This window comes from Bradyrhizobium sp. USDA 3315 (genome assembly GCF_054056795.1).
In genome coordinates this window covers 7235742-7254145 of sequence record NZ_JBSRYP010000001.1, presented here as the reverse complement: position 1 = coordinate 7254145, position 18404 = coordinate 7235742, and the positions used below count along the sequence as shown (strand labels likewise).

Below are 18404 nucleotides of genomic sequence, written 5' to 3'. Positions count from 1 at the left end.
TAAAGCTGGGGTATGCTGGTCCCATCATTCCGGGAATCGCCGCCAGCGCGGCGGCCCGTGAACAGGAGACCGGCCATGACAAAACCGTTTCCGTCCAAAACCCATATCGGCAATCACCTGCTGCATCCGGAAACCCAGATGCTGAACTACGGCTACGATCCGCAGCTGTCGGAGGGGGCCGTCAAGCCGCCCGTGTTCCTGACCTCGACCTTCGTGTTCCGCACCGCCGAGGACGGCAAGGACTTTTTCGACTTTGTCGCGGGCCGGCGCGAGCCTCCGGAAGGCATGGGGGCGGGGCTGGTCTATTCGCGCTTCAACCATCCGAACAGCGAGATCGTCGAGGACCGGCTTGCGATCTATGAGCGCACCGAGAGCTGCGCGCTGTTCTCCTCCGGCATGTCGGCGATCTCGACCACGGTGCTGGCCTTCGCGCGGCCCGGCGACGTGATCCTGCATTCGCAGCCGCTCTATGGCGGCACCGAGACGCTGTTCACCAGAACACTGGCGGGCTTCTCGATTCACGCCGTGGGCTTTGCCGACGGCCTCGACGAGAGTGTCATCCGCGCCGCTGCCGACGAGGCGATGAAGAAGGGCCGTGTCGCGATGATCTTCATCGAGACGCCGGCCAATCCGACCAACGGCCTGGTCGATATCGCGCTGATGCGGCGCATCGCCGACGCGATCGGCAAGGCACAGGGCCATACGCCGATCATCGCCTGCGACAACACGCTGCTCGGGCCGGTGTTTCAGCGGCCGATCGAGCACGGCGCCGATCTCTCGCTGTACTCGCTGACGAAATATGTCGGCGGCCATTCCGACCTGATCGCGGGCGCGGCGCTCGGCTCGAAGAAGCTGATGAAGGACGTCAAGGCGCTGCGCGGCGCGATCGGCACCCAGCTCGATCCGCATTCCTGCTGGATGATCAGCCGTTCGCTGGAAACGCTCAGCCTGCGCATGGAAAAGGCCGACCGCAACGCGCGGATCGTCGCCGACTATCTGCGCGATCATCCCAAGGTGGCGCAGGTGCATTACCTCGGCCATCACGATCCGGCGTCCCCCGCGGGGCGCGTGTTCGCGAGCCAAAGCAGCGGTGCCGGTTCGACCTTCTCGTTCGATATCGTCGGCGGGCAGCAGGCGGCGGAGAAATTCCTCAACTCGCTGCAGATCTTCAAGCTCGCAGTCAGCCTCGGCGGCACCGAGTCGCTCGCGAGCCTGCCGGCCACCATGACGCATTCCGGCGTGCCGGCCGACATCCGCAAGCGGATCGGCGTGCTGGATTCGACAATCCGGCTCTCGATCGGGATCGAGCATCCGTCCGACCTGGTGGCCGACATCGCGCAGGCGTTGAGCCGGGTGTGAGCCAGTCAAAAGCGTGTAGGATGGGTCGAGCCAACGGGGCCGCGCGTCGCGCGGCCCGATGATAAACTCCACGAAACCCGTCCTACGGGCTACCAACCTCCGGAGAGAGTGCATGCTGGCAATCACGGCGATCATCCGCGCGAAGAAGGGCCATGAGGCGGCGATGCGTCAGGCGTTGCTCGACGTCGTCGAGCATGTCCGCGCCAACGAGCCGTCCACCGTCGGCTACTACGTCTCGCAGGATGTCGACAGTCCGCGGATATTTTCGACGTATGAGCGATACCTGGATCAGGCGGCGATGGACCGGCACAACAATTCGCCGGCTGTGGCGCGCTTCTTTGAGGTCGCGAAGCCGATCCTCGACGGCGAGGTGATAGTGGTCTTGGCGAACGAGATTGCGAGCAAGCGAGAGTAGGGCGTTCGCTACCGGGTCACAAATAATAGCCTGCTCCGGAAAGGCTCCGCCGCAGCGCATTCATTCTCCGATTTCGGTGGCGCGGAGCATTGCAGCCCGGCGCGGTCGACGATTTCAGGACAAACCCATCGTCGCGGAACTGCGCTCGAAGCGAGCGTACACCCGGACAACGTTGACGCGGAGGCGGCGCGCCGTTATTGGCGGCGCGGAAAATTCCGACGCAACGATACGGGATGGTCTCGATGCAAGTGACTTTGATGAAGGGCAAGATTCATCGCGCGCACGTCACCGAAGCGGACTTGCATTATGAGGGGTCGATTTCGATCGACCGCAATTTGATCGAGGCCGCCGGTTTCCTCATCAATGAACGTGTTGACATCTATAACATCGACACCGGCGCGCGGTTCTCGACCTACGTGATCGAGGCGCCGGCGGGATCGGGCACCATCGGCCTCAACGGCGCGGCCGCACGGCTTGCCATGGCCGGCGACAAGGTCATCATCGTCGCCTATGCCAGCTTCGACGCCGACGAGGCGCGCAAATTTCATCCGCGGGTCGTGCTGGTCGACGACAAGAACCGGCACATCGCGAAGGCTGCCGCCGCACCGGCGAAAGCCTTGGCGGATGCGTAAGCTGGGCTACGCTAGGCCTTCTTGACGAACTCCGATTTCAGATTCATCGCGCCGATGCCGTCGATCTTGCAGGCGATGTTGTGTCCGTCGCTGCCCTCGGTGAGGCGGATGTTCCTGACCTTGGTGCCGCCCTTGACCACCGACGACGAGCCCTTGACCTTGAGGTCCTTGATCACGATGACGCTGTCGCCGTCCGTCAGCGGGTTGCCGTGCGCGTCGCGCACGCCCGCTTCCTGCGCGGTCTCGGCGGCCGCGGCCGCATCGCTGCTCCACTCATGGGCACATTCCGGGCAGACCCAGAGAGCGCCGTCCTGATAGGCATGCTCGGAATTGCATTTCGGGCAGTTCATTGCGGCGTCCATAGTCGAGATCGTCTCCGTCGTTGCGGGCGCACCGTAGAGGCACAGGCGGCCAAAGCAAGCAAAAACCCGGCGATTTGATGCGCAAAGCGGCGCAAAGGTGGCGAGCCACTCGTCCACCCGCGGATGCCGGTGGAACGGTCTGCGCCTCTATCCGTTGCCGTCCGTCGCTCGGCATTGCGCCCCTGTGCTGCAGGGAACGGTTCACTGATCGTCGCGTCCGGGCCGGCAATTCATCCAGGAGCAATCGGCTGATCCCAAACATGGACGCGGAAGATGAATCAGAGAAATTCGGCCTTCGTCTGCCTTCGCACGTCGCTCGTCACCGCCGCCTTCACGTCGGCGTTGCTGGTGGGCGCTAGTCTTGTGAGCGCAAGTCTTGCCCACGCACAGCCAGTGAATTCGCGCGCGGATCATGGCAATGGTGGTCCTGGCGAGTTCGCCGACCTTGCCGAGAAGGTCGGGCCGGCCGTGATTGGCGTCAACGCCAAGGTGGCGGCTGCGGCGGATGACGACGATTCTTCTCCAGGCGAGTCTCCCGGTGACTCCCCCGGCGGTTCTCTCGGGCCGGACGGCTCTCCCGATCAGGACACGCCGGGAAGGGCCGTTCCGGATCCCGGCAGGCGCGGACCGGGCAATCTGCCGAAGTTGGGTGAGATGACCTCGATCGGTTCGGGCTTCTTCATCTCGGCGGACGGCTATGCAGTGACGAACAATCATGTCCTCGGCGGCAGCGACCGCGCCGACGTCCGCACCAGTGACAACAAGGTCTACAAGGCGAAAGTCCTGGGCAAGGATCCGGTCAGCGACCTGGCCCTGCTCAAGGTCGATGGGCGGACCGACTTCAGCTATGTCAAGCTCGCGGATCAAGCGCCGCGCACCGGCGATTGGGTGCTCGCGGCCGGCAATTCATTCGGCCTCGGAAACACCGTCACCGCGGGAATCGTCTCGGCGCGTGCGCGCGACCTGGAGACCGGGTCGTCGGAAGATTTCGTCCAGATCGACGCGCGGATCAACCGCGGCGATTCCGGCGGGCCGAGCTTCAACACGCATGGCGAGGTGATCGGCGTGAACAGCCTGATCTTCTCGCCCTCCGGCGGCTCGGTCGGTGTCGCGTTTGCGATACCCGCCGATACCGTGAAGACGGTGATCCCGCAGCTGAAGGACAAGGGCATGGTCACGCGCGGCTGGATGGGCGCCCAGATTCAATCGATCACCCCCGGCATTGCCGAAAGCTTAGGTGCGAACAATCTGCACGGCGCGGTCGTGGTCGGCGTGCAGACCGGCGGTCCGGCAGCGAAGGCCGGATTGAGGCGAGGCGACGTGATCACCTCGGTCAATGACGAGCCGATCAAGAGCGCCAACGAGCTGACCAAGAAGGTCTATGCGGGCGCGCCGGGCAGTTCGGTCAAGCTTTCGATGCTGCGGGACAATGCGCCGAATTCGCTGAGCGTGACGCTCGGCCAGCTCGCACAGTCGCAGGCGCCCGCCGGCGCGCCGAAGTGAGGCTGCGTTAGTGCGTAGGCCACTACCCATCCTGCAGGCTACGTCTGCGGTGTGATCCCGCCGGCCTGGGCGATCAATTCGAACGATCGCAGCCGCTTCTGGTGATCATAGACGTCGGACACGATCATCAGCTCGTCGGCGCCGGTCTCCGCGACCAGCGCGTCGATGCCGGCGCGCACCGTCGCGGGCGAGCCGATGATGGAGCGCGCGAGCATCCGCATCGCCTGCACCTTCTCCGACGGCGACCAGTAGCTCTCGATGTCGTCGATCGGCGGCTGGCTGAGGCCGCGCGCGCCGCGGAAGATGTTGGTGAACGACATCTGCTGCGTGGTCGCGAGCCGCCGCGCCTCCTCGTCGGTGTCGGCGGCGATGATGTTGACGCCGACCATGGTGTAGGGACGATCGAGCTGCTCCGACGGCTTGAAGCGGGCGCGGTAGATCTGCAGCGCCTGGATCAGCAGCTCGGGGGCAAAATGCGAGGCGAAGGCGTAGGGCAGGCCGAGCTCGCCGGCCAGCATCGCGCCGAAATTGCTCGAGCCGAGAATCCACAGCGGCACGTCGGTGCCGGCGGCCGGCACCGCCTGGATGCGCTGGTTGGGACCGGCGGCGGCGAGGAAGGCCTGCACCTCGAGCACGTCCTGCGGAAAGTTCTCGGCGGATTCCGGCGTGCGGCGCAGGGCGCGCAGCGTGAGCTGGTCGGTGCCGGGCGCGCGGCCGAGGCCGAGGTCGATACGATCGGGAAACAGCCGCGCCAGCGTGCCGAACTGCTCGGCGATGACATAGGGTGCGTGGTTCGGCAGCATGATGCCGCCGGCGCCGACCCGGATGGTCTTGGTGCCCGCCGCGATGTGCCCGATCACGACCGACGTCGCGGCGCTGGCGATGCCCGCCATGTTGTGATGCTCCGCCACCCAGATGCGGCGATAGCCGAGAGCCTCCGCATGCACGGCGACATCGCGCGCGTTATAGAGCGCGCCGCGCGCGTCGGTTTCCTCGGTGACGCGGACGAGATCGAGAATGGAGAGGGCGGCCACGGCGACTCCGGAGCGTTAGGGACGGGGAGCCGATGGTATTTGGCTGTGTCCAGGTGGATGCGAAACGGCGGGGAACAGCCGGTTCATGCAGATGCATATGGATGCGGTCGCCATGCCGGTCAATCCGCCTGATGCGATCGACGAAGCAGGGCTGCCCATCCAAAATATCGAAAACAACCCCATGCAAAGGTGCAGGTTGCCGCAGGCACTCGGAAACGCGCCTTGACGCGTCGGGCAAATCGGTGATATTTTTCCATTATTCCGAAATAGTGCAGGCAGCCCATTGCTGCACAATGGCTTCGGCGGTCAGCAGCGTAGCGTAGGATGGGTAGAGCGCAGCGAAACCCATCATCTCGCCACTCGGCTTGCAGCCTGATGGGTTTCGCTTCGCTCTACCCATCCTACAGTCCTCATTCGCACGCTCGACCACCGCTATCGGAGAACCGACGCGTCAGTCCCCAGACGATTGCGGCCGTGGCTGAAGTCGCGAGCAGATGCTTCAAGGTGTGTCCGCTGACGTACTGAAGCGTGTCTGCGATCTGATGGTCGAGCACCTCGGCGATCTTGGCCACAACGTACAACATCATCGCGGCGGCGAATGCGATGCGGTCGGCGCGCGGCGCACGATAGATCGACTGCCAGAGCGGGATCAGGATGAGCGGGAGGACCTGCAGCAGCAGATACGGTCGAAGGTCGCCCGTACCATGCCGGTCGGTGGCGACCCACCACGCGACGCTGGCGGTGGCGTAAAGCCCGAGAACGATCGCTTCGATATTCGTCTTCGATCCCGGCTGGGTGTCGCCGCGGACGCCGACGAGCAGGCCCGCGCCGGCAAGCGCAATCGGCAGCATGTCCCAGGTCAGCCGGCCATTGCCGGGGGCGAGGTGAAAGAACGCGGACCCGAAGGCGGTCAGGAACAATCCGATCAGGAACAGGCGGTAGCCCGGCCATCCGGTGCGAAGCTGATCGCTGTTGCGGTGAGGGCGCAGCGCCAGCCAGCCCCAGCTCGCGACCAGGGCGAAGCCGATGTTCGACAAGACATCGCCTGCGTGGGGGATGCCCAAGAGGGCCGAGTGGTCGGCGAAATCGTTGTAGTGGGCCGGCTGTGCGATGCGTCCGTGCGCCGCGAATGCCGCCATGATGCCGATCGTGATGATCGTCGGGGCGTACTTGATCCACGATTTCACGGATCGGTTGGGCCCGATCGATCCGTCCGTCCAGGAGGTGGTTTGCATCACCGGCTCCGCAGAAATGAACATTGTTCAACAATAAATCAGGGAAATGAGCGATGTTCAAGTTTTATTTGAGAGGAGCTTTTGGCCGCCTTTGCAGCGGCTTTTGTGATTCTCGCCGCCGTTGCGTGCGGAAGGATTGCACCCGACGACCGCAGCTCCACATCTTGATGGATTGAGGCTGATCGTGCAGAAGCGGACTGTCGAAAGGCAAACCGATGCGGCTGGCGGATTTCGTCGCCAAAAGAAGACCGTCTTTCGCCGATATCGCCACAACGGCGGTGGCTTACGTTTGTGGCGAGGCGTTCGGGTGGGCCGGCGCTTTTCTGATCCTGTTGGCAGGTAGCATCAGCATCTACGCTGGCCTGGCCGTACTTTTATGTCTTGCGCTGTTTGTTACGCTGATCGTGCGGCGAGAACTCAAGCGGGACATCAGAGCCCTCGACGATCCCAACGACAATCCCCGAGCGAACCGATTGATCGGCGATACCTCCAGCGCCTCAATCAGAACGCATCGGAGCGCGCTTCGCCCGGCCGTGCCTCGTCCGGATCGTCGTATGACCCGCGCACTCGACGCCCTGGAAGACATGGCGGTTCGATTTGCGATCGAACTCTTCAAATCCGTCGCAATCATCATGGCTCTGACGCTGGGGATGGGCTTTGCCGCTGAAGTGGTTGCGTTCGTTCTGTCCGACCGGGATGTCAGTGGCGCCTTCGGTTCTGGTCTGGCCGGAGTTGCCGGCGGCGTACTTGGCCTGGTCCTCGCCGTCGTGATCGTGCTCAGGCGCATTGCGGATATCGAAGACTGATCGGGCGGCTTCTGGCGTATGCGCCATGACACAGGGGCGGCCAGCCCGTAGCCCGCATGAGCGAAGCGATATGCGGGGGCCGGTGGCGTGTTCTTGCGAGGCGGATCCCGGATGTCGTGGAGCCTGTCATCGGGCGCGCGTTCGCGCGACCCGTTGGCTCATCGGGCTACTGGGACAAAAGCGCAGGGCGTTTCGGCGAAGCGCGACTTGCCGAAAATGTGCTGACGATGGCGGCTTACGCCCGCGGCCGATCCACCCTACCTTCGCAGGGCGCCGACCCGCACAGCCTTAACCGATCCGATCCGGAGCGAGACCTATTCCCCAGCTCATATTCGGCCTGACCAGCCTGCTGATCCTGGCCCGCTTCATCTGGCCGCTCGACTGGCCGCTCGCGGCAAAGATCGTTGCCGCGTTGCTTGTGCTGGTCGCCTTGCAGTTTCACCGCTGGAACAGGCTGTCGTCGGGATCGGAATTCTCGCCGGAGTTTCCGCGTCCGGTGGTCGTCCTGTTCAACTGGGCGTTCGGCGCGATCATGCTGCTGGCGCTGCTGCAACTGGCGCTCGATGCCGGGCTGCTGGTTGCCGCGCTGATCCACGGCGGCTTCGTCGGCGCGCCTGATGGCGTCCGCTACGCACTTGCAGCGGTCGCGGCCGCAGCCGCCGCGATCGGCGTCCATCAGGCGATGCGCATTCCGCCGCTCAGGGATGTCGAGGTCGGGATCCGCGGACTTCCGCGAGCGTTCGACGGCTACACCATCCTGCAACTGACCGATCTTCACATCAGCCGGCTGTTTCCTGCGCCATGGGCGCGCGCCGTGGTCGAGCGATCGAACAAGCTCGGCGCCGACCTGATCGCGATCACCGGCGACCTGATCGACGGCACCATCGATGCGCGGCGGGGCGGCATCGCGCCGCTGCGCGACCTGATGGCGGCCGATGGCGTCTACGTGATCTCGGGCAATCACGAATATATCTTCGGCTATGACGGCTGGATGGCGCACTACGAAGCGCTCGGCCTGCGCTCGCTCGAGAACCGGCACATCGTGCTCGAACGCGGTGGCGGCCGCCTGGTGATCGCGGGGATTACCGATCGCGCGTCGCGCCACCGGGGGCATTCCATCCGCGACCTTGCCGCGGTTCTCGACGGCGCCCCGAAAGGCGCGCCCATCGTCCTGCTCGACCACCAGCCGAGCGACGCACGAAAGGCAGCCCGGCTCGGCGTCGCGCTGCAACTCTCCGGACACACCCATGGCGGATTGATCCTGGGGATCGATCGCCTCGCCGCGCGCGCCAATGCCGGCTTCGTCTCCGGCCGCTACGACGTCGACGGGATGACGCTCTACGTCAACAACGGCACCGCGCTATGGCCCGGCTTTGCCTTGCGGCTCGGCCGCCCGTCCGAATTGACCCGGATCACGTTGCGCGTGGCGGGCGACACCTGACCGATCGATTGCAATGACGCCGTGACGCTTGCGATGGCGCGCCGAGGTGGCCGGGTTAGCGCGGACGTTCCGAAGGTCGCAGGAGGGTGAGAATCGGTCACTCACGTTCCAAGGCCGGCGGCTGCCATGCGTCGATCGCCGTCTCCGGGTAAATCTGCACCGAGCCGGGCTCGAAGTAGCTCTCGATCGCATATCCGAGCCTGGTCAAATCCGTACGATACCAACCAACGATTCGACCGCGCCATGATGCTCGCCCTTTCTTGGCGGCATAGTCACCCATCTGAAACTTTGCATCTGCGGGCCACGGATCGACCATCTCGCCTCCGACCGAATTGCCTTGAAAAGAAGACATTATGGCCGACCCATCTACGTCCGCAACGGGTCGATTTCGTCCCGCCGATCTCGGTCTGACAGCGGCAATGATCTTGCCAGCTTCACACCAATCTCTTCGCGATCGAGGTGCAGCGAAGGCGGCCTGAGCGAAACGAACAAGCACGTAACGAATAGGGTGGGTTCGCCAACGGATCGCGCGGAGCGCGTGTCCGATGATAGACTCCTCGTAACCCGCCGCTCGGCGTTACCGCGACGAAGGGCGGATTACGCTGCGCTAATCCGCCCTACGAGCCGCGAGATGTTCATCGCGTCGGTCTCTTTTGGTAGACACCTGAAAATGAGACGTTTGTCCCGCCGCAATGGAGGTTGTCGCCGACAACCAGTAACTTGCCGACGAGCTGCATCGTGACCTGACAGTCGAGTTCGTCCGTCCCGTCACCGAATTTCATCTTATCGCCTGAAGGTTTTGCTTCGTAATCAAGCTCGCCGGAATGGGTGCGGCTGCCCGAACCCCAAATGGCCTCGCCCTTGATGGCCAGCTGACCTTCCTCTTTCGATTTCGAGATGCGAATGACGTTGTCGTAGGCACGCCATTCGCCGAGCCAATCCCGTTCTGCCGGTCGTCGTATGTCCTCCTGCCACGCAAGCCTTTCGATCTCGATCCAGCCGACCGTCTCAGTGCCCTTGCGAGGTTGAAACCAACTGCATGCGAACTTGCCTGACGTCCGGGAAACAATGACTTCATCGTTGCGAACGACATAAGTTTTCAGACGACAGGCTTGGTCGTCGGGGCAACGCTCGTTGCCGTCGCCGCGGAAATAGATCCTGTCGCCGGCTGCGCCTTTGATCTTCGCCAGCCTGTAGTCGGTGCTCTCGCGCGGGAAATATCCGTTCCGACAAATGTTGTCGGCGTTGCCCTTGAGCTGGCCGGATGCGGGCGAGGTTTGGAGAATGCTCCATGCGAGGAGTCCGAGCGAAGCCTGGACAACGCGTCTCATTGGGTTTTCACCTTCGATTCATTTTCCGCATGGAATGCGGCAGGGTGGCGGGGCGGTGATTCCATACTAATTTGGTCCGACAAAGCGCCGCAGATCAATCGCATGAAAACGTGATCAATCAGTTGTTGCCATCGCGTAGGGCGGATTAGCCGAAGGCGTAACCCGCCGACCTTTAGCTCATTGAGCGAAGGCGGAAGCGTAATCCGCCGAAGTTCTCGCATTGTTCTCGGAAGGATTCACAAGACCATCTGTTGGTCAACCTCAGACAATGACGAAGAACTTTTCTTTTCCCTTCTACTGTATGCCAAAGTCTGCTTCGGCCGCGCAACGGGACAAGGGAAAATCAGAAATCATGATCATGGACCGTGGAATTGCCGACGCTGGTGCGATGGGCGAGGGCGCTCTGCCTGGGCCTCGGTCGCGGCTTCTCAACCGCCGGGCGTTTCTGGTCGGTTCTGCTGCTGGTCTCGCCGCACTGAGCCTGGCCGGTTGTGCGTCCGACTACATGAGCCTGGCCGAGGCGGAGAAGGTCTACGGGCCCGTGCCCGACGAGAAATTCCCGATCCCCGCGGTCGACGTCAGTAAGGTCGATCCGAAATATTTCCGCAAGACCGTGAAGTACCACAGCGATGAGGCGCCCGGTACGATCATCGTCGATCCGAGCAAATACTATGTCTACCGCATCGAAGGCGAAGGAAACGCGACCCGCTATGGCGCCAATGTCGGCCGCGATGGGTTCCGGTGGAGCGGGGAGGCTTATGTCGGGCGCAAAGCCGAATGGCCGACCTGGACGCCGCCCAAGGAGATGATCGCGCGCCAGCCGGAGGCGGGCAAATATGCTCGCGGCATGGCGGGGGGTCTCGACAATCCACTTGGCGCGCGCGTGCTCTACCTCTACCAAAATGGGGTGTACACGCTTTACACGATCTATAGCACCAGCGCCCCCGAAACGATCGGGAACGGTATTACGAGCGGCTGTACCGGCCTCCTCAGTCAGGACATGATCGACCTCTATTCGCGAACGCCCCTCAAAACGAAGGTGATCGTGCTGCCGGCGTAAACTGCGTCGGCCGTCGGCCCCAGGCGCTGCCAGGGACGCCTTTGTGCGGCGATGGTTGTCGAAAGACGCAGGCAGGGTGATTTGGACGTGGTGATGCTTTCGCGGAGGCCAGTCATTGTTGCGGCGATGCTCGTGCTCGGGACCTTATCGGTCCGCGCGCAGCAAAGCGTCGAGTATGATGCGTGCATGGACAAGGCCGAAGGGGTGTCGACGAAGATGCTCGATTGCGGCAAGACCGAAATCGATAAGTGGGACACGAGGCTCAACACCGCCTATCAAGCCCTTCTCGCCAGCTCGAAGGGCGAGGCGCACGCGCAATTGCTCAGGGAGCAGCGGGCCTGGCTGAAGCATCATCTCAGCGAAACCCATCGCCTCGCCGCGGACCCCAACAACGGCTCCGTCGCATTCCTCGACTCCCAGGCGTTCGAATTGAGGGACATCGCCGACCGCACGCTGCTTCTTGAAAAGCGTGCCAGCCGGTAGCCCGCAGGAGCGAAGCGATATGCGGAGTCGGGTGGTCACGTGCTGTGATGCTTGTCCCGGATGTCGCGGAGCCTGTCATCGGGCGCGCATTCGCGCGGCCCATTGGCTCATCCGCCCTACGCTTGCTGCGCGCTCATCGCTTCGGGGTGCGCCCGCGGATCCGGTCGAAGCCTTGCTTGATTGCGGCGAAGCGCGCGTCGACAATCGGCTCGAATTCGAGGTCGGTGAAGATATAGGGCCAGTCGTTTTCGATGCCTTCGCGGACGAGCTCACCGACATAGTTGGGATCGATGCCCTGAGAGACGCGTTGGCGGATCAGATTGATCTGCTCGGCAATCGGGCCCGACGTCGGCAAGGTACGGACCGCCCCCTCGAAGCGCTCGGGAAGGTTGCGCCTCGAGTTCACGATTTGCGTGCGGATGAACCCGGGACACAGCACCGATACGCCGATTCCGCGGGGTGCGAGTTCAAGCCGCAGTCCCTCGGATAGCGCGACAACGCCGTATTTCGAAACATTGTATGCGTTGCTGGCCCCTGAAATAAGACCGGCGATCGAGGCTGTGGAGATGATGTGTCCACCCTCGCCATGCTGCTCTATCAACGGCCCGAAAATCTCGATTCCCCAAACGGTCGCCATCAGGTTGACGCCCAGTGTCCAATCCCACGACCCGTCGGTCCAGGTGCCATAGGGCCCACCGCCACCAACGCCCGCGTTGTTGACGAGGATGTGCACCTTGCCGTAGCGGGCAGTCGTGGCTTCGGCGGCCGCCACGAGTTCGGGTTTGAGGGAGATGTCCGCTTTCACGCCGTCGACATCGACGTTGGTGCGCCTCAGTTGCTCGAGCGCCGCGGACAGAGCCGCTTCCTCAATATCGCAAAGCATGACCTTCGCCCCCGCCTGGGCCAAAGCCGTCGCGATCCCCAGTCCGATGCCCGACGCTGCACCGGTCACGAACGCGGTCTTTCCAGCGAGTTCTTTCACGCGCATTCTCCCCCCGCAAGCCGAGACCCTCGCCCCAAACGCCGAGTGCCCCCGGACGGTATATGACCGCACTTTCGCGCGATTGGGAAGCGTGCCGGATGTCTGCGTCTGGCCCAGGTGATCTAAGCGCGGAGCCTAGGATAGGGACAGCGAAGCGTAACCCGCCGCGATCGTTTTCACCGAAAGGGCGGATTATGCCTTCGGCTAATTCGTCCTACGCTTGCCTTGCTTTCATTTTCACGACCACGAAAGACAGCTCTGAATTTCTCTAATGGAGTATGGGTATTGGACGGGGATCTTTAGCTGAGGCCCTTGTTGGCCTCGGTAACGATCGCGAGTTGCCTTCCATACTCGACGATCAGATAGTTCGTGCCTTCCACGTAGCATCCAGGTGCGCGTATCTCGAATCCGATGCAATAGTCGTTGGGCCTGTTGATCATGTTTAGGGGGACGATAATGCCAAGTGCAGGCATCAACGTGGGCTGCTCCTTAAAGAGCGGCATTGTCTTGTTCGGGAAGAATGTCAGTCGGTATGGAATGACGCTGAAACCATTGTGCTTGGCCATTCCGAGCCTTTCGTATTTTGTGGTCAGCACCGTAACCGACCGCGCGCGACCCGGACCGTTCGAGAACGATGCGATCGACCGCCGAACCAATTATTTCGGCCGTTACCCTGGATATGTCAGTTCCGATCGGTACACCGACGGTTTGTCCTGATTGGCCCAGTCGCAGAGCCCAATCCATGTGGTTCCCGTAGTTGTTTGGATCGTTTGGATCCGTATTAGACTTTGCCGCTTGCTTCCCATGAAGGGCCCATGGGATCGAGTGCGTATAAATTGATGGATAGAATTTGGCGATGTCGGCCCTGATAATGTGCCGGGCACGCGCCGAGCGGTTCTTTGCTTCACGCTGCACGTTTTCAAAGGAGGGCGTCCGGATCGCGCGGTCCGTTCCTTGGCCGTCGGATAGGGAAAGCGGCGACGCAGTTGATTTTGAAGCGTTGCAATGATCCGCTATCTTGTCCCAATGCGAGGACAGCCAGCCCGATGCTAGCGCAACGGATATCGGGTGCATCAAATTGAACACTCGTCTTGAATAACCTCTTTTGGTGCAGCTGTAGGAAATGCGATCAAACGTGTGACCTTTTAAGTCAACGTCGACCCCGAGCTGGCACTGGTTAGCGAAGCCCACCGACGTAAAGATCGGAGGTAGTACTTCTGGCAAAAAGCCGAAGGCCGCGAATTTCCAGAAAGTGGGATGATCGCCGATGCTTACCTTGACAGGCATGTACCGCCCCGTAGTTACGCGTATAAGTTGCTCATAAAGGTTATCTGGTCAAAAGAGAAGGGCGGCCCCTTCGTGCCGCCCTTCGTGGATGCCCGGGCCAAGCCCGGTCGTGAAGAAGACTATCGTCTTCTGGCTCTTCTCACGAACACCCCGTCGTGGACCCGCAAGTATCGCACTTCATGCAGGTCCCATTCCGCACCAGCGTGAAGTTGCCGCACTCCGAGCACATCTCGCCTTCGTAGCCCTTGGCCTTCGCCTCGGCGCGACGCTCGGCCTTGGACGGGGCGGCGGCGGCTGCGGTGCCGGGCTTGCTCCAGTTCAGCGCCTCGAGCTTCTCGGTCGGCGAGAGGTCGTGGCTGACTTCCTGCTTCAGGGCGACCGCGCCCTCGACGGTGTCGGAGGCGCCGCGCGAGGTTGCGCCGTGGGAGGCGAGCGCGGTGACGCGGTTGCCGGCGGGCGCGTTGTCGGCGCCCGGGCTCACCGCGGCCGAGCCGCCGCGCATGACGACGAGGTTGTCGGTGCGCGACCGGGTCAGGCCCTTCGACAGGTACTTGGTGGCCTGGTGCTGGGCGGGGGCCTCATCCGGCTCCTTGCCTTCCTCGACGCCCTTGCCGAGCGCGTCGAAGCCAGACTCGTTCGGATCGACATGGGCGAGATCGAAGCGCGCCATGTAGCTCACCGCGAGCTCGCGGAAGACATAGTCGAGGATCGAGGTCGCGTACTTGATGGAGTCGTTGCCCTGCACCGGACCCGCGGGCTCGAAGCGGGTGAAGGTGAAGGCATCGACATATTCCTCCAGCGGCACGCCGTATTGCAGGCCGAGCGACACCGCGATCGCGAAGTTGTTGATGAAGGAGCGCAGCGCCGCGCCTTCCTTGTGCATGTCGATGAAGATCTCGCCGAGCCGGCCGTCGTCATATTCGCCGGTGCGCAAGTACACCTTGTGGCCGCCGACAACCGCCTTCTGGGTGTAGCCCTTGCGGCGATCGGGCATCTTCTCGCGCTCGCGCATCACGACGATGCGCTCGACCAGCTTCTCGACGATCTTCTCCGAGACCTGGGCGGCACGCGCGGCCATCGGCTTCTCGTAGAGCGCTTCGACCGCATCGTCCTCGTCCTCGTCGTCGGCGATGAGCTGCGAGTTCAGCGGCTGCGACAGCTTCGAGCCGTCGCGGTACAGCGCGTTGGCCTTCAGCGCCAGCTTCCACGACAACAGGTAAGCGGACTTGCAGTCCTCCACCGTGGCGTCGTTCGGCATGTTGATGGTCTTGGAGATCGCGCCCGAGATGAACGGCTGCGAGGCCGCCATCATCCTTATGTGGCTCTCGACCGAGAGGTAGCGTTTTCCAATTTTACCGCAGGGGTTGGCGCAGTCGAACACGGGGTAGTGCTCGGCCTTCAAATGGGGGGCACCTTCGACCGTCATCGCGCCGCAGATGTGCACGTTGGCGGCCTCGATCTCGCGCTTGGTGAAGCCGACGGCCTGGAGCAGGTCGAAGCCGGGGGCTGCGATCGCTTCCGCGCCGATGCCGAGCTGGTCGCGGATGAAGTCTTCGCCGAAAGTCCACTTGTTGAAGGCGAACTTGATGTCGAACGCGGTCGGCAGCGCCTTTTCCACCTTGGCAACGGCTTCATCGGTGAAGCCCTTGGCCTTCAGGGTCGAGGCATTGATGCCGGGCGCATTCGACAGCGAGCCGTGGCCGACGGCGTAGGCCTCGATCTCCGCGATCTCGCTCTCGCGATAGCCGAGCGCGCGCAGCGCCGACGGTACCGCTTGGTTGATGATCTTGAAGTAGCCGCCGCCGGCGAGCTTCTTGAACTTCACCAGCGCGAAGTCGGGCTCGATGCCGGTGGTGTCGCAATCCATCACCAGGCCGATGGTGCCGGTCGGCGCCACCACGGTGGTCTGGGCGTTGCGATAGCCGTTGACCTCGCCGAGCGCCAGCGCGTCGTCCCAGGCCAGCCTGGCATGGGTGACGATGTCCTCCTGCGGGCAGGAGGCGTGATCGAGCGGCACCGGGTTGACCGAGAGCGCCTCGTAGCCGGCGGCGTTGCCGTGGGCGGCGCGGCGGTGGTTGCGGATCACGCGCAGCATGTGCGCGGCGTTCTTCTTGTAGCCCGGGAAGGTGCCGAGCTCGGCCGCCATCTCGGCCGAGGTCTTGTAGGAGATGCCGGTCATCACAGCGGTCAGCGCGCCGCACAGCGAACGGCCTTCCTTGCTGTCATAGGGCAGGCCCATGGTCATCAGCAGGCCGCCGATGTTTGCGAAGCCGAGGCCGAGCGTGCGGAATTCGTAGGACAGCTCGGCGATCGCCTTCGACGGGAACTGGGCCATCATGACGGAGATTTCGAGCACGATGGTCCAGAGCCGGCACAGGTGCTCGTAGGACTCGATGTCGAACCGCTTGGTGGTGGTGCTGTAGAACGTCAGCAGGTTGGCCGAGGCGAGGTTGCACGCCGTGTCGTCCAGGAACATGTATTCCGAGCACGGATTGGACGCGCGGATGTCGCCGGACGCCTTGCAGGTGTGCCAGTCGTTCATCGTGGTGTTGAAGTGCAGGCCCGGATCGGCGCTCGCCCAGGCGGCGTAACCGATCTTCTCCCAGAGGTCGCGGGCCTTCAGCGTTTTTGTGACTTTCTTGGTGGTGCGGCCGACCAGATTCCAGTCACCGTCCGTTTCCACCGCGCGCAGAAAATCGTCCTTCAGCGACACCGAGTTGTTGGAGTTCTGGCCGGAGACGGTGAGGTAGGCCTCGGAATCCCAATCGGTGTCGTAGGTGTCGAACGAGATATCCTTGTAGCCCTGCTTGGCGAACTGGATGACGCGCTTGATGTAGTTGTCGGGCACCAGTGCGCGGCGCGCGAGCTTGATCTCGCGGCGGAGCGCCGGGTTCTTCTCGGGATCGAAGCAGTCGTCGCCGCTGCCTTCGCAGTTGACGCAGGCCTTCATCACGGCCTTGAGGTGCTTCTGGTTGATCTTGGAGCCGGTGACGAGGGCGGCGACCTTCTGCTCCTCCTTCACCTTCCAGTCGATATAGGTCTCGATATCGGGGTGATCGGCGTCGACCACGACCATCTTGGCGGCGCGGCGCGTGGTGCCGCCCGACTTGATCGCGCCCGCGGCGCGGTCGCCGATCTTGAGGAAGCTCATCAGGCCGGAGGAGCGGCCGCCGCCGGACAGCTTCTCGCCTTCGCCGCGCAGGCTCGAGAAGTTGGAGCCGGTGCCGGAGCCATATTTGAACAGGCGCGCCTCGCGCACCCAGAGGTCCATGATGCCGCCCTCGTTGACGAGGTCGTCGCCGACGCCTTGGATGAAGCAGGCATGCGGCTGCGGATGCTCATAGGCCGACTTCGACTTGGTCAGCTTGCCGGTCTTCCAGTCGACGTAATAGTGGCCCTGGCCGGGGCCATCGACGCCGTAGGCCCAGTGCAGCCCGGTGTTGAACCACTGCGGCGAGTTCGGCGCGACCATCTGTTTTGCGAGCTGGAAGCGGAGCTCGTCGAAGAAGGCGAGGGCGTCTTCTTCCGTGGAGAAGTAGCCGCCCTTCCAGCCCCAATAGGTCCAGCAGCCGGCGAGGCGATCGAACACCTGCTTGGCCGAGGTCTCGCCGACGATGCGCTCGTTCTCCGGCAGGAGGCCAAGCGCCTCGGTGTCGGGCACCGAACGCCACAGCCACGACGGCACGGTCTCTTCCTCGACCTTCTTCAGGCGCGCGGCAACGCCCGCTTTACGGAAATACTTCTGCGCCAGCACGTCGGAGGCGACCTGCGACCAGAACTCCGGAACCTCGACGTTCTCGGCGCGGAACACGACCGAGCCGTCCGGATTGCGGATCTCTGATGTGGTCAGGCGGAAATTGATCCCGGCATAGGGAGATTGTCCGCTGGTGGTGTTGCGTCGTTCGATTCGCATGGTCGAGCCCCGTCTCTTCTTCTGCCCGGCCCCACGTTTCCCCGCAGGTGCCGGAATGTTGTCTGTTCGCGGACTCCGGGAACACGCGTCAGCACGCCTCCCGTCATCCGCAGCTCAGCCGGTGGATCCGGCCTGTTTTCTCTCATCCGCTGGGCACCGGTATGACCGGTCCTGCGGCGGCATCGTCCCGGCGCGGCGCCCGACTGGTCGGGTGCTCCGGGTCATGCATTCAACGCCCCAAACGCTTCACGCGACACGTCACGCGTACGCTTCTTGCGGGCCGGTTGCGGCCTCTGTTTCCGGGTCCTTCGCGGCCCGTTTGTCGTCCCCGACGGCGGCCCCAAAATCAGGGCAGAAAAGCCCTTCACCCGCGGCCCGAGGGCCTGGCGGAGTGGTCATTTTGGAACCCTTGTGGGAGCGACCGGCGGGGACCCAAACACACTCGCGCCGAACAGGTTGAAAGCTAGGCCATGTCCGTCACGCCCGTCAAGGACTAGTACGAGTTTCTGAATCAAACACTAAATATGGTGGAAAGAGGGGGATAACAGGGGTCGGTGCCGC

The 18404-nt window shown here is 63.0% G+C and carries 18 protein-coding genes; 9 read left to right on the top strand and 9 right to left on the bottom strand.

The annotated features are described in order from the left end of the window. Positions 1–75: 75 nt before the first annotated feature. The 3 genes from ACVIYL_RS34025 (at position 76) to panD (ending at position 2406) form a co-directional block, all read left to right on the top strand. Positions 76–1359: a cystathionine gamma-synthase family protein gene (locus ACVIYL_RS34025; protein ID WP_253608851.1), complete on the top strand. Its 1284-nt coding sequence runs from the start codon at positions 76–78 to the stop codon at positions 1357–1359. 112 nt (positions 1360–1471) lie between these two features. Beyond that, positions 1472–1774 carry a putative quinol monooxygenase gene (locus ACVIYL_RS34020; RefSeq protein WP_057019963.1) on the top strand — a complete coding sequence of 101 codons (303 nt, stop codon included), beginning with the start codon at positions 1472–1474 and terminating at the stop codon, positions 1772–1774. Positions 1775–2016: 242 nt separating this feature from the next. Continuing rightward, the gene (panD, locus tag ACVIYL_RS34015; RefSeq protein ID WP_253639907.1) at positions 2017–2406 is read left to right on the top strand and encodes an aspartate 1-decarboxylase; all 390 of its coding nucleotides are present in this window, start codon (positions 2017–2019) and stop codon (positions 2404–2406) included. Positions 2407–2417: 11 nt separating this feature from the next. Here the strand turns inward: panD and ACVIYL_RS34010 are convergent, their stop codons facing one another. Then, positions 2418–2768, bottom strand: a complete 351-nt coding sequence (locus ACVIYL_RS34010; protein ID WP_028332282.1) for a zinc ribbon domain-containing protein YjdM — start codon at positions 2766–2768, stop codon at positions 2418–2420. Between the two features lie 273 nt (positions 2769–3041). On the opposite strand from ACVIYL_RS34010, the gene ACVIYL_RS34005 reads away from it, so the two are divergent. After that, positions 3042–4271: a S1C family serine protease gene (locus ACVIYL_RS34005; protein WP_253608849.1), complete on the top strand. Its 1230-nt coding sequence runs from the start codon at positions 3042–3044 to the stop codon at positions 4269–4271. Positions 4272–4309: 38 nt separating this feature from the next. Here the strand turns inward: ACVIYL_RS34005 and ACVIYL_RS34000 are convergent, their stop codons facing one another. Beyond that, complete coding sequence (locus tag ACVIYL_RS34000; protein WP_253608848.1) at positions 4310–5305, bottom strand: LLM class flavin-dependent oxidoreductase; 996 nt, start codon at positions 5303–5305, stop codon at positions 4310–4312. 85 nt (positions 5306–5390) lie between these two features. Here ACVIYL_RS34000 and ACVIYL_RS33995 point away from each other — a divergent pair, with 85 nt between their 5' ends. Continuing rightward, positions 5391–5531 (top strand): hypothetical protein, encoded by a 141-nt coding sequence (locus ACVIYL_RS33995; RefSeq protein ID WP_253608847.1) that lies wholly within the window; start codon positions 5391–5393, stop codon positions 5529–5531. Positions 5532–5715: 184 nt separating this feature from the next. On the opposite strand, the gene ACVIYL_RS33990 is transcribed toward ACVIYL_RS33995, so the two are convergent. Beyond that, positions 5716–6444 carry a hypothetical protein gene (locus ACVIYL_RS33990; RefSeq protein ID WP_253608846.1) on the bottom strand — a complete coding sequence of 243 codons (729 nt, stop codon included), beginning with the start codon at positions 6442–6444 and terminating at the stop codon, positions 5716–5718. Between the two features lie 311 nt (positions 6445–6755). On the opposite strand from ACVIYL_RS33990, the gene ACVIYL_RS33985 reads away from it, so the two are divergent. Continuing rightward, complete coding sequence (locus ACVIYL_RS33985) at positions 6756–7346, top strand: hypothetical protein (RefSeq protein ID WP_253608845.1); 591 nt, start codon at positions 6756–6758, stop codon at positions 7344–7346. Positions 7347–7662: 316 nt separating this feature from the next. Next, on the top strand, positions 7663–8787 hold the full coding sequence (locus tag ACVIYL_RS33980; RefSeq protein WP_456781916.1) for a metallophosphoesterase: 1125 nt from the start codon (positions 7663–7665) through the stop codon (positions 8785–8787). Between the two features lie 97 nt (positions 8788–8884). Here the strand turns inward: ACVIYL_RS33980 and ACVIYL_RS33975 are convergent, their stop codons facing one another. Both ACVIYL_RS33975 and ACVIYL_RS33970 read right to left on the bottom strand, forming a co-directional pair. After that, positions 8885–9139 (bottom strand): hypothetical protein, encoded by a 255-nt coding sequence (locus ACVIYL_RS33975; protein WP_063790162.1) that lies wholly within the window; start codon positions 9137–9139, stop codon positions 8885–8887. A gap of 283 nt (positions 9140–9422) precedes the next feature. Then, complete coding sequence (locus ACVIYL_RS33970; RefSeq protein WP_253608844.1) at positions 9423–10118, bottom strand: hypothetical protein; 696 nt, start codon at positions 10116–10118, stop codon at positions 9423–9425. A 352-nt stretch (positions 10119–10470) separates the two neighbouring features. On the opposite strand from ACVIYL_RS33970, the gene ACVIYL_RS33965 reads away from it, so the two are divergent. Together ACVIYL_RS33965 and ACVIYL_RS33960 are read left to right on the top strand one after the other, a co-directional pair. Beyond that, positions 10471–11178: a L,D-transpeptidase gene (locus ACVIYL_RS33965; protein ID WP_168859022.1), complete on the top strand. Its 708-nt coding sequence runs from the start codon at positions 10471–10473 to the stop codon at positions 11176–11178. A gap of 93 nt (positions 11179–11271) precedes the next feature. After that, positions 11272–11661, top strand: coding sequence for a lysozyme inhibitor LprI family protein (locus ACVIYL_RS33960; protein ID WP_309145202.1), 390 nt, complete (start codon positions 11272–11274; stop codon positions 11659–11661). Between the two features lie 133 nt (positions 11662–11794). On the opposite strand, the gene ACVIYL_RS33955 is transcribed toward ACVIYL_RS33960, so the two are convergent. From ACVIYL_RS33955 to ACVIYL_RS33940, 4 genes are all read right to left on the bottom strand, one after another. Continuing rightward, positions 11795–12649, bottom strand: coding sequence for an SDR family NAD(P)-dependent oxidoreductase (locus ACVIYL_RS33955; RefSeq protein ID WP_253608842.1), 855 nt, complete (start codon positions 12647–12649; stop codon positions 11795–11797). 293 nt (positions 12650–12942) lie between these two features. After that, complete coding sequence (locus ACVIYL_RS33950; RefSeq protein ID WP_456780638.1) at positions 12943–13116, bottom strand: hypothetical protein; 174 nt, start codon at positions 13114–13116, stop codon at positions 12943–12945. Between the two features lie 16 nt (positions 13117–13132). After that, positions 13133–13930, bottom strand: a complete 798-nt coding sequence (locus ACVIYL_RS33945; protein WP_253608841.1) for an RNA-directed DNA polymerase — start codon at positions 13928–13930, stop codon at positions 13133–13135. 139 nt (positions 13931–14069) lie between these two features. Further along, a complete protein-coding gene (locus ACVIYL_RS33940; protein WP_253608840.1) occupies positions 14070–17843 on the bottom strand; it encodes a vitamin B12-dependent ribonucleotide reductase in 3774 nt (1257 codons plus the stop codon). Positions 17844–18404: the final 561 nt, after the last annotated feature.

Excerpts from the sequence above, each read along its gene's own strand:
- ACVIYL_RS34025 (WP_253608851.1), top strand. The coding sequence starts at position 76 with ATGACAAAACCGTTTCCGTCCAAAACCCATATCGGCAATCACCTGCTG.
- ACVIYL_RS34020 (WP_057019963.1), top strand. The coding sequence starts at position 1,472 with ATGCTGGCAATCACGGCGATCATCCGCGCGAAGAAGGGCCATGAGGCG.
- panD (WP_253639907.1), top strand. The coding sequence starts at position 2,017 with ATGCAAGTGACTTTGATGAAGGGCAAGATTCATCGCGCGCACGTCACC.
- ACVIYL_RS34010 (WP_028332282.1), bottom strand. The coding sequence starts at position 2,768 with ATGGACGCCGCAATGAACTGCCCGAAATGCAATTCCGAGCATGCCTAT.
- ACVIYL_RS34005 (WP_253608849.1), top strand. The coding sequence starts at position 3,042 with ATGAATCAGAGAAATTCGGCCTTCGTCTGCCTTCGCACGTCGCTCGTC.
- ACVIYL_RS33995 (WP_253608847.1), top strand. The coding sequence starts at position 5,391 with ATGCAGATGCATATGGATGCGGTCGCCATGCCGGTCAATCCGCCTGAT.
- ACVIYL_RS33990 (WP_253608846.1), bottom strand. The coding sequence starts at position 6,444 with ATGGCGGCATTCGCGGCGCACGGACGCATCGCACAGCCGGCCCACTAC.
- ACVIYL_RS33985 (WP_253608845.1), top strand. The coding sequence starts at position 6,756 with ATGCGGCTGGCGGATTTCGTCGCCAAAAGAAGACCGTCTTTCGCCGAT.
- ACVIYL_RS33975 (WP_063790162.1), bottom strand. The coding sequence starts at position 9,139 with ATGTCTTCTTTTCAAGGCAATTCGGTCGGAGGCGAGATGGTCGATCCG.
- ACVIYL_RS33970 (WP_253608844.1), bottom strand. The coding sequence starts at position 10,118 with ATGAGACGCGTTGTCCAGGCTTCGCTCGGACTCCTCGCATGGAGCATT.
- ACVIYL_RS33965 (WP_168859022.1), top strand. The coding sequence starts at position 10,471 with ATGATCATGGACCGTGGAATTGCCGACGCTGGTGCGATGGGCGAGGGC.
- ACVIYL_RS33960 (WP_309145202.1), top strand. The coding sequence starts at position 11,272 with ATGCTTTCGCGGAGGCCAGTCATTGTTGCGGCGATGCTCGTGCTCGGG.
- ACVIYL_RS33955 (WP_253608842.1), bottom strand. The coding sequence starts at position 12,649 with ATGCGCGTGAAAGAACTCGCTGGAAAGACCGCGTTCGTGACCGGTGCA.
- ACVIYL_RS33950 (WP_456780638.1), bottom strand. The coding sequence starts at position 13,116 with ATGCCTGCACTTGGCATTATCGTCCCCCTAAACATGATCAACAGGCCC.
- ACVIYL_RS33945 (WP_253608841.1), bottom strand. The coding sequence starts at position 13,930 with ATGCCTGTCAAGGTAAGCATCGGCGATCATCCCACTTTCTGGAAATTC.
- ACVIYL_RS33940 (WP_253608840.1), bottom strand. The coding sequence starts at position 17,843 with ATGCGAATCGAACGACGCAACACCACCAGCGGACAATCTCCCTATGCC.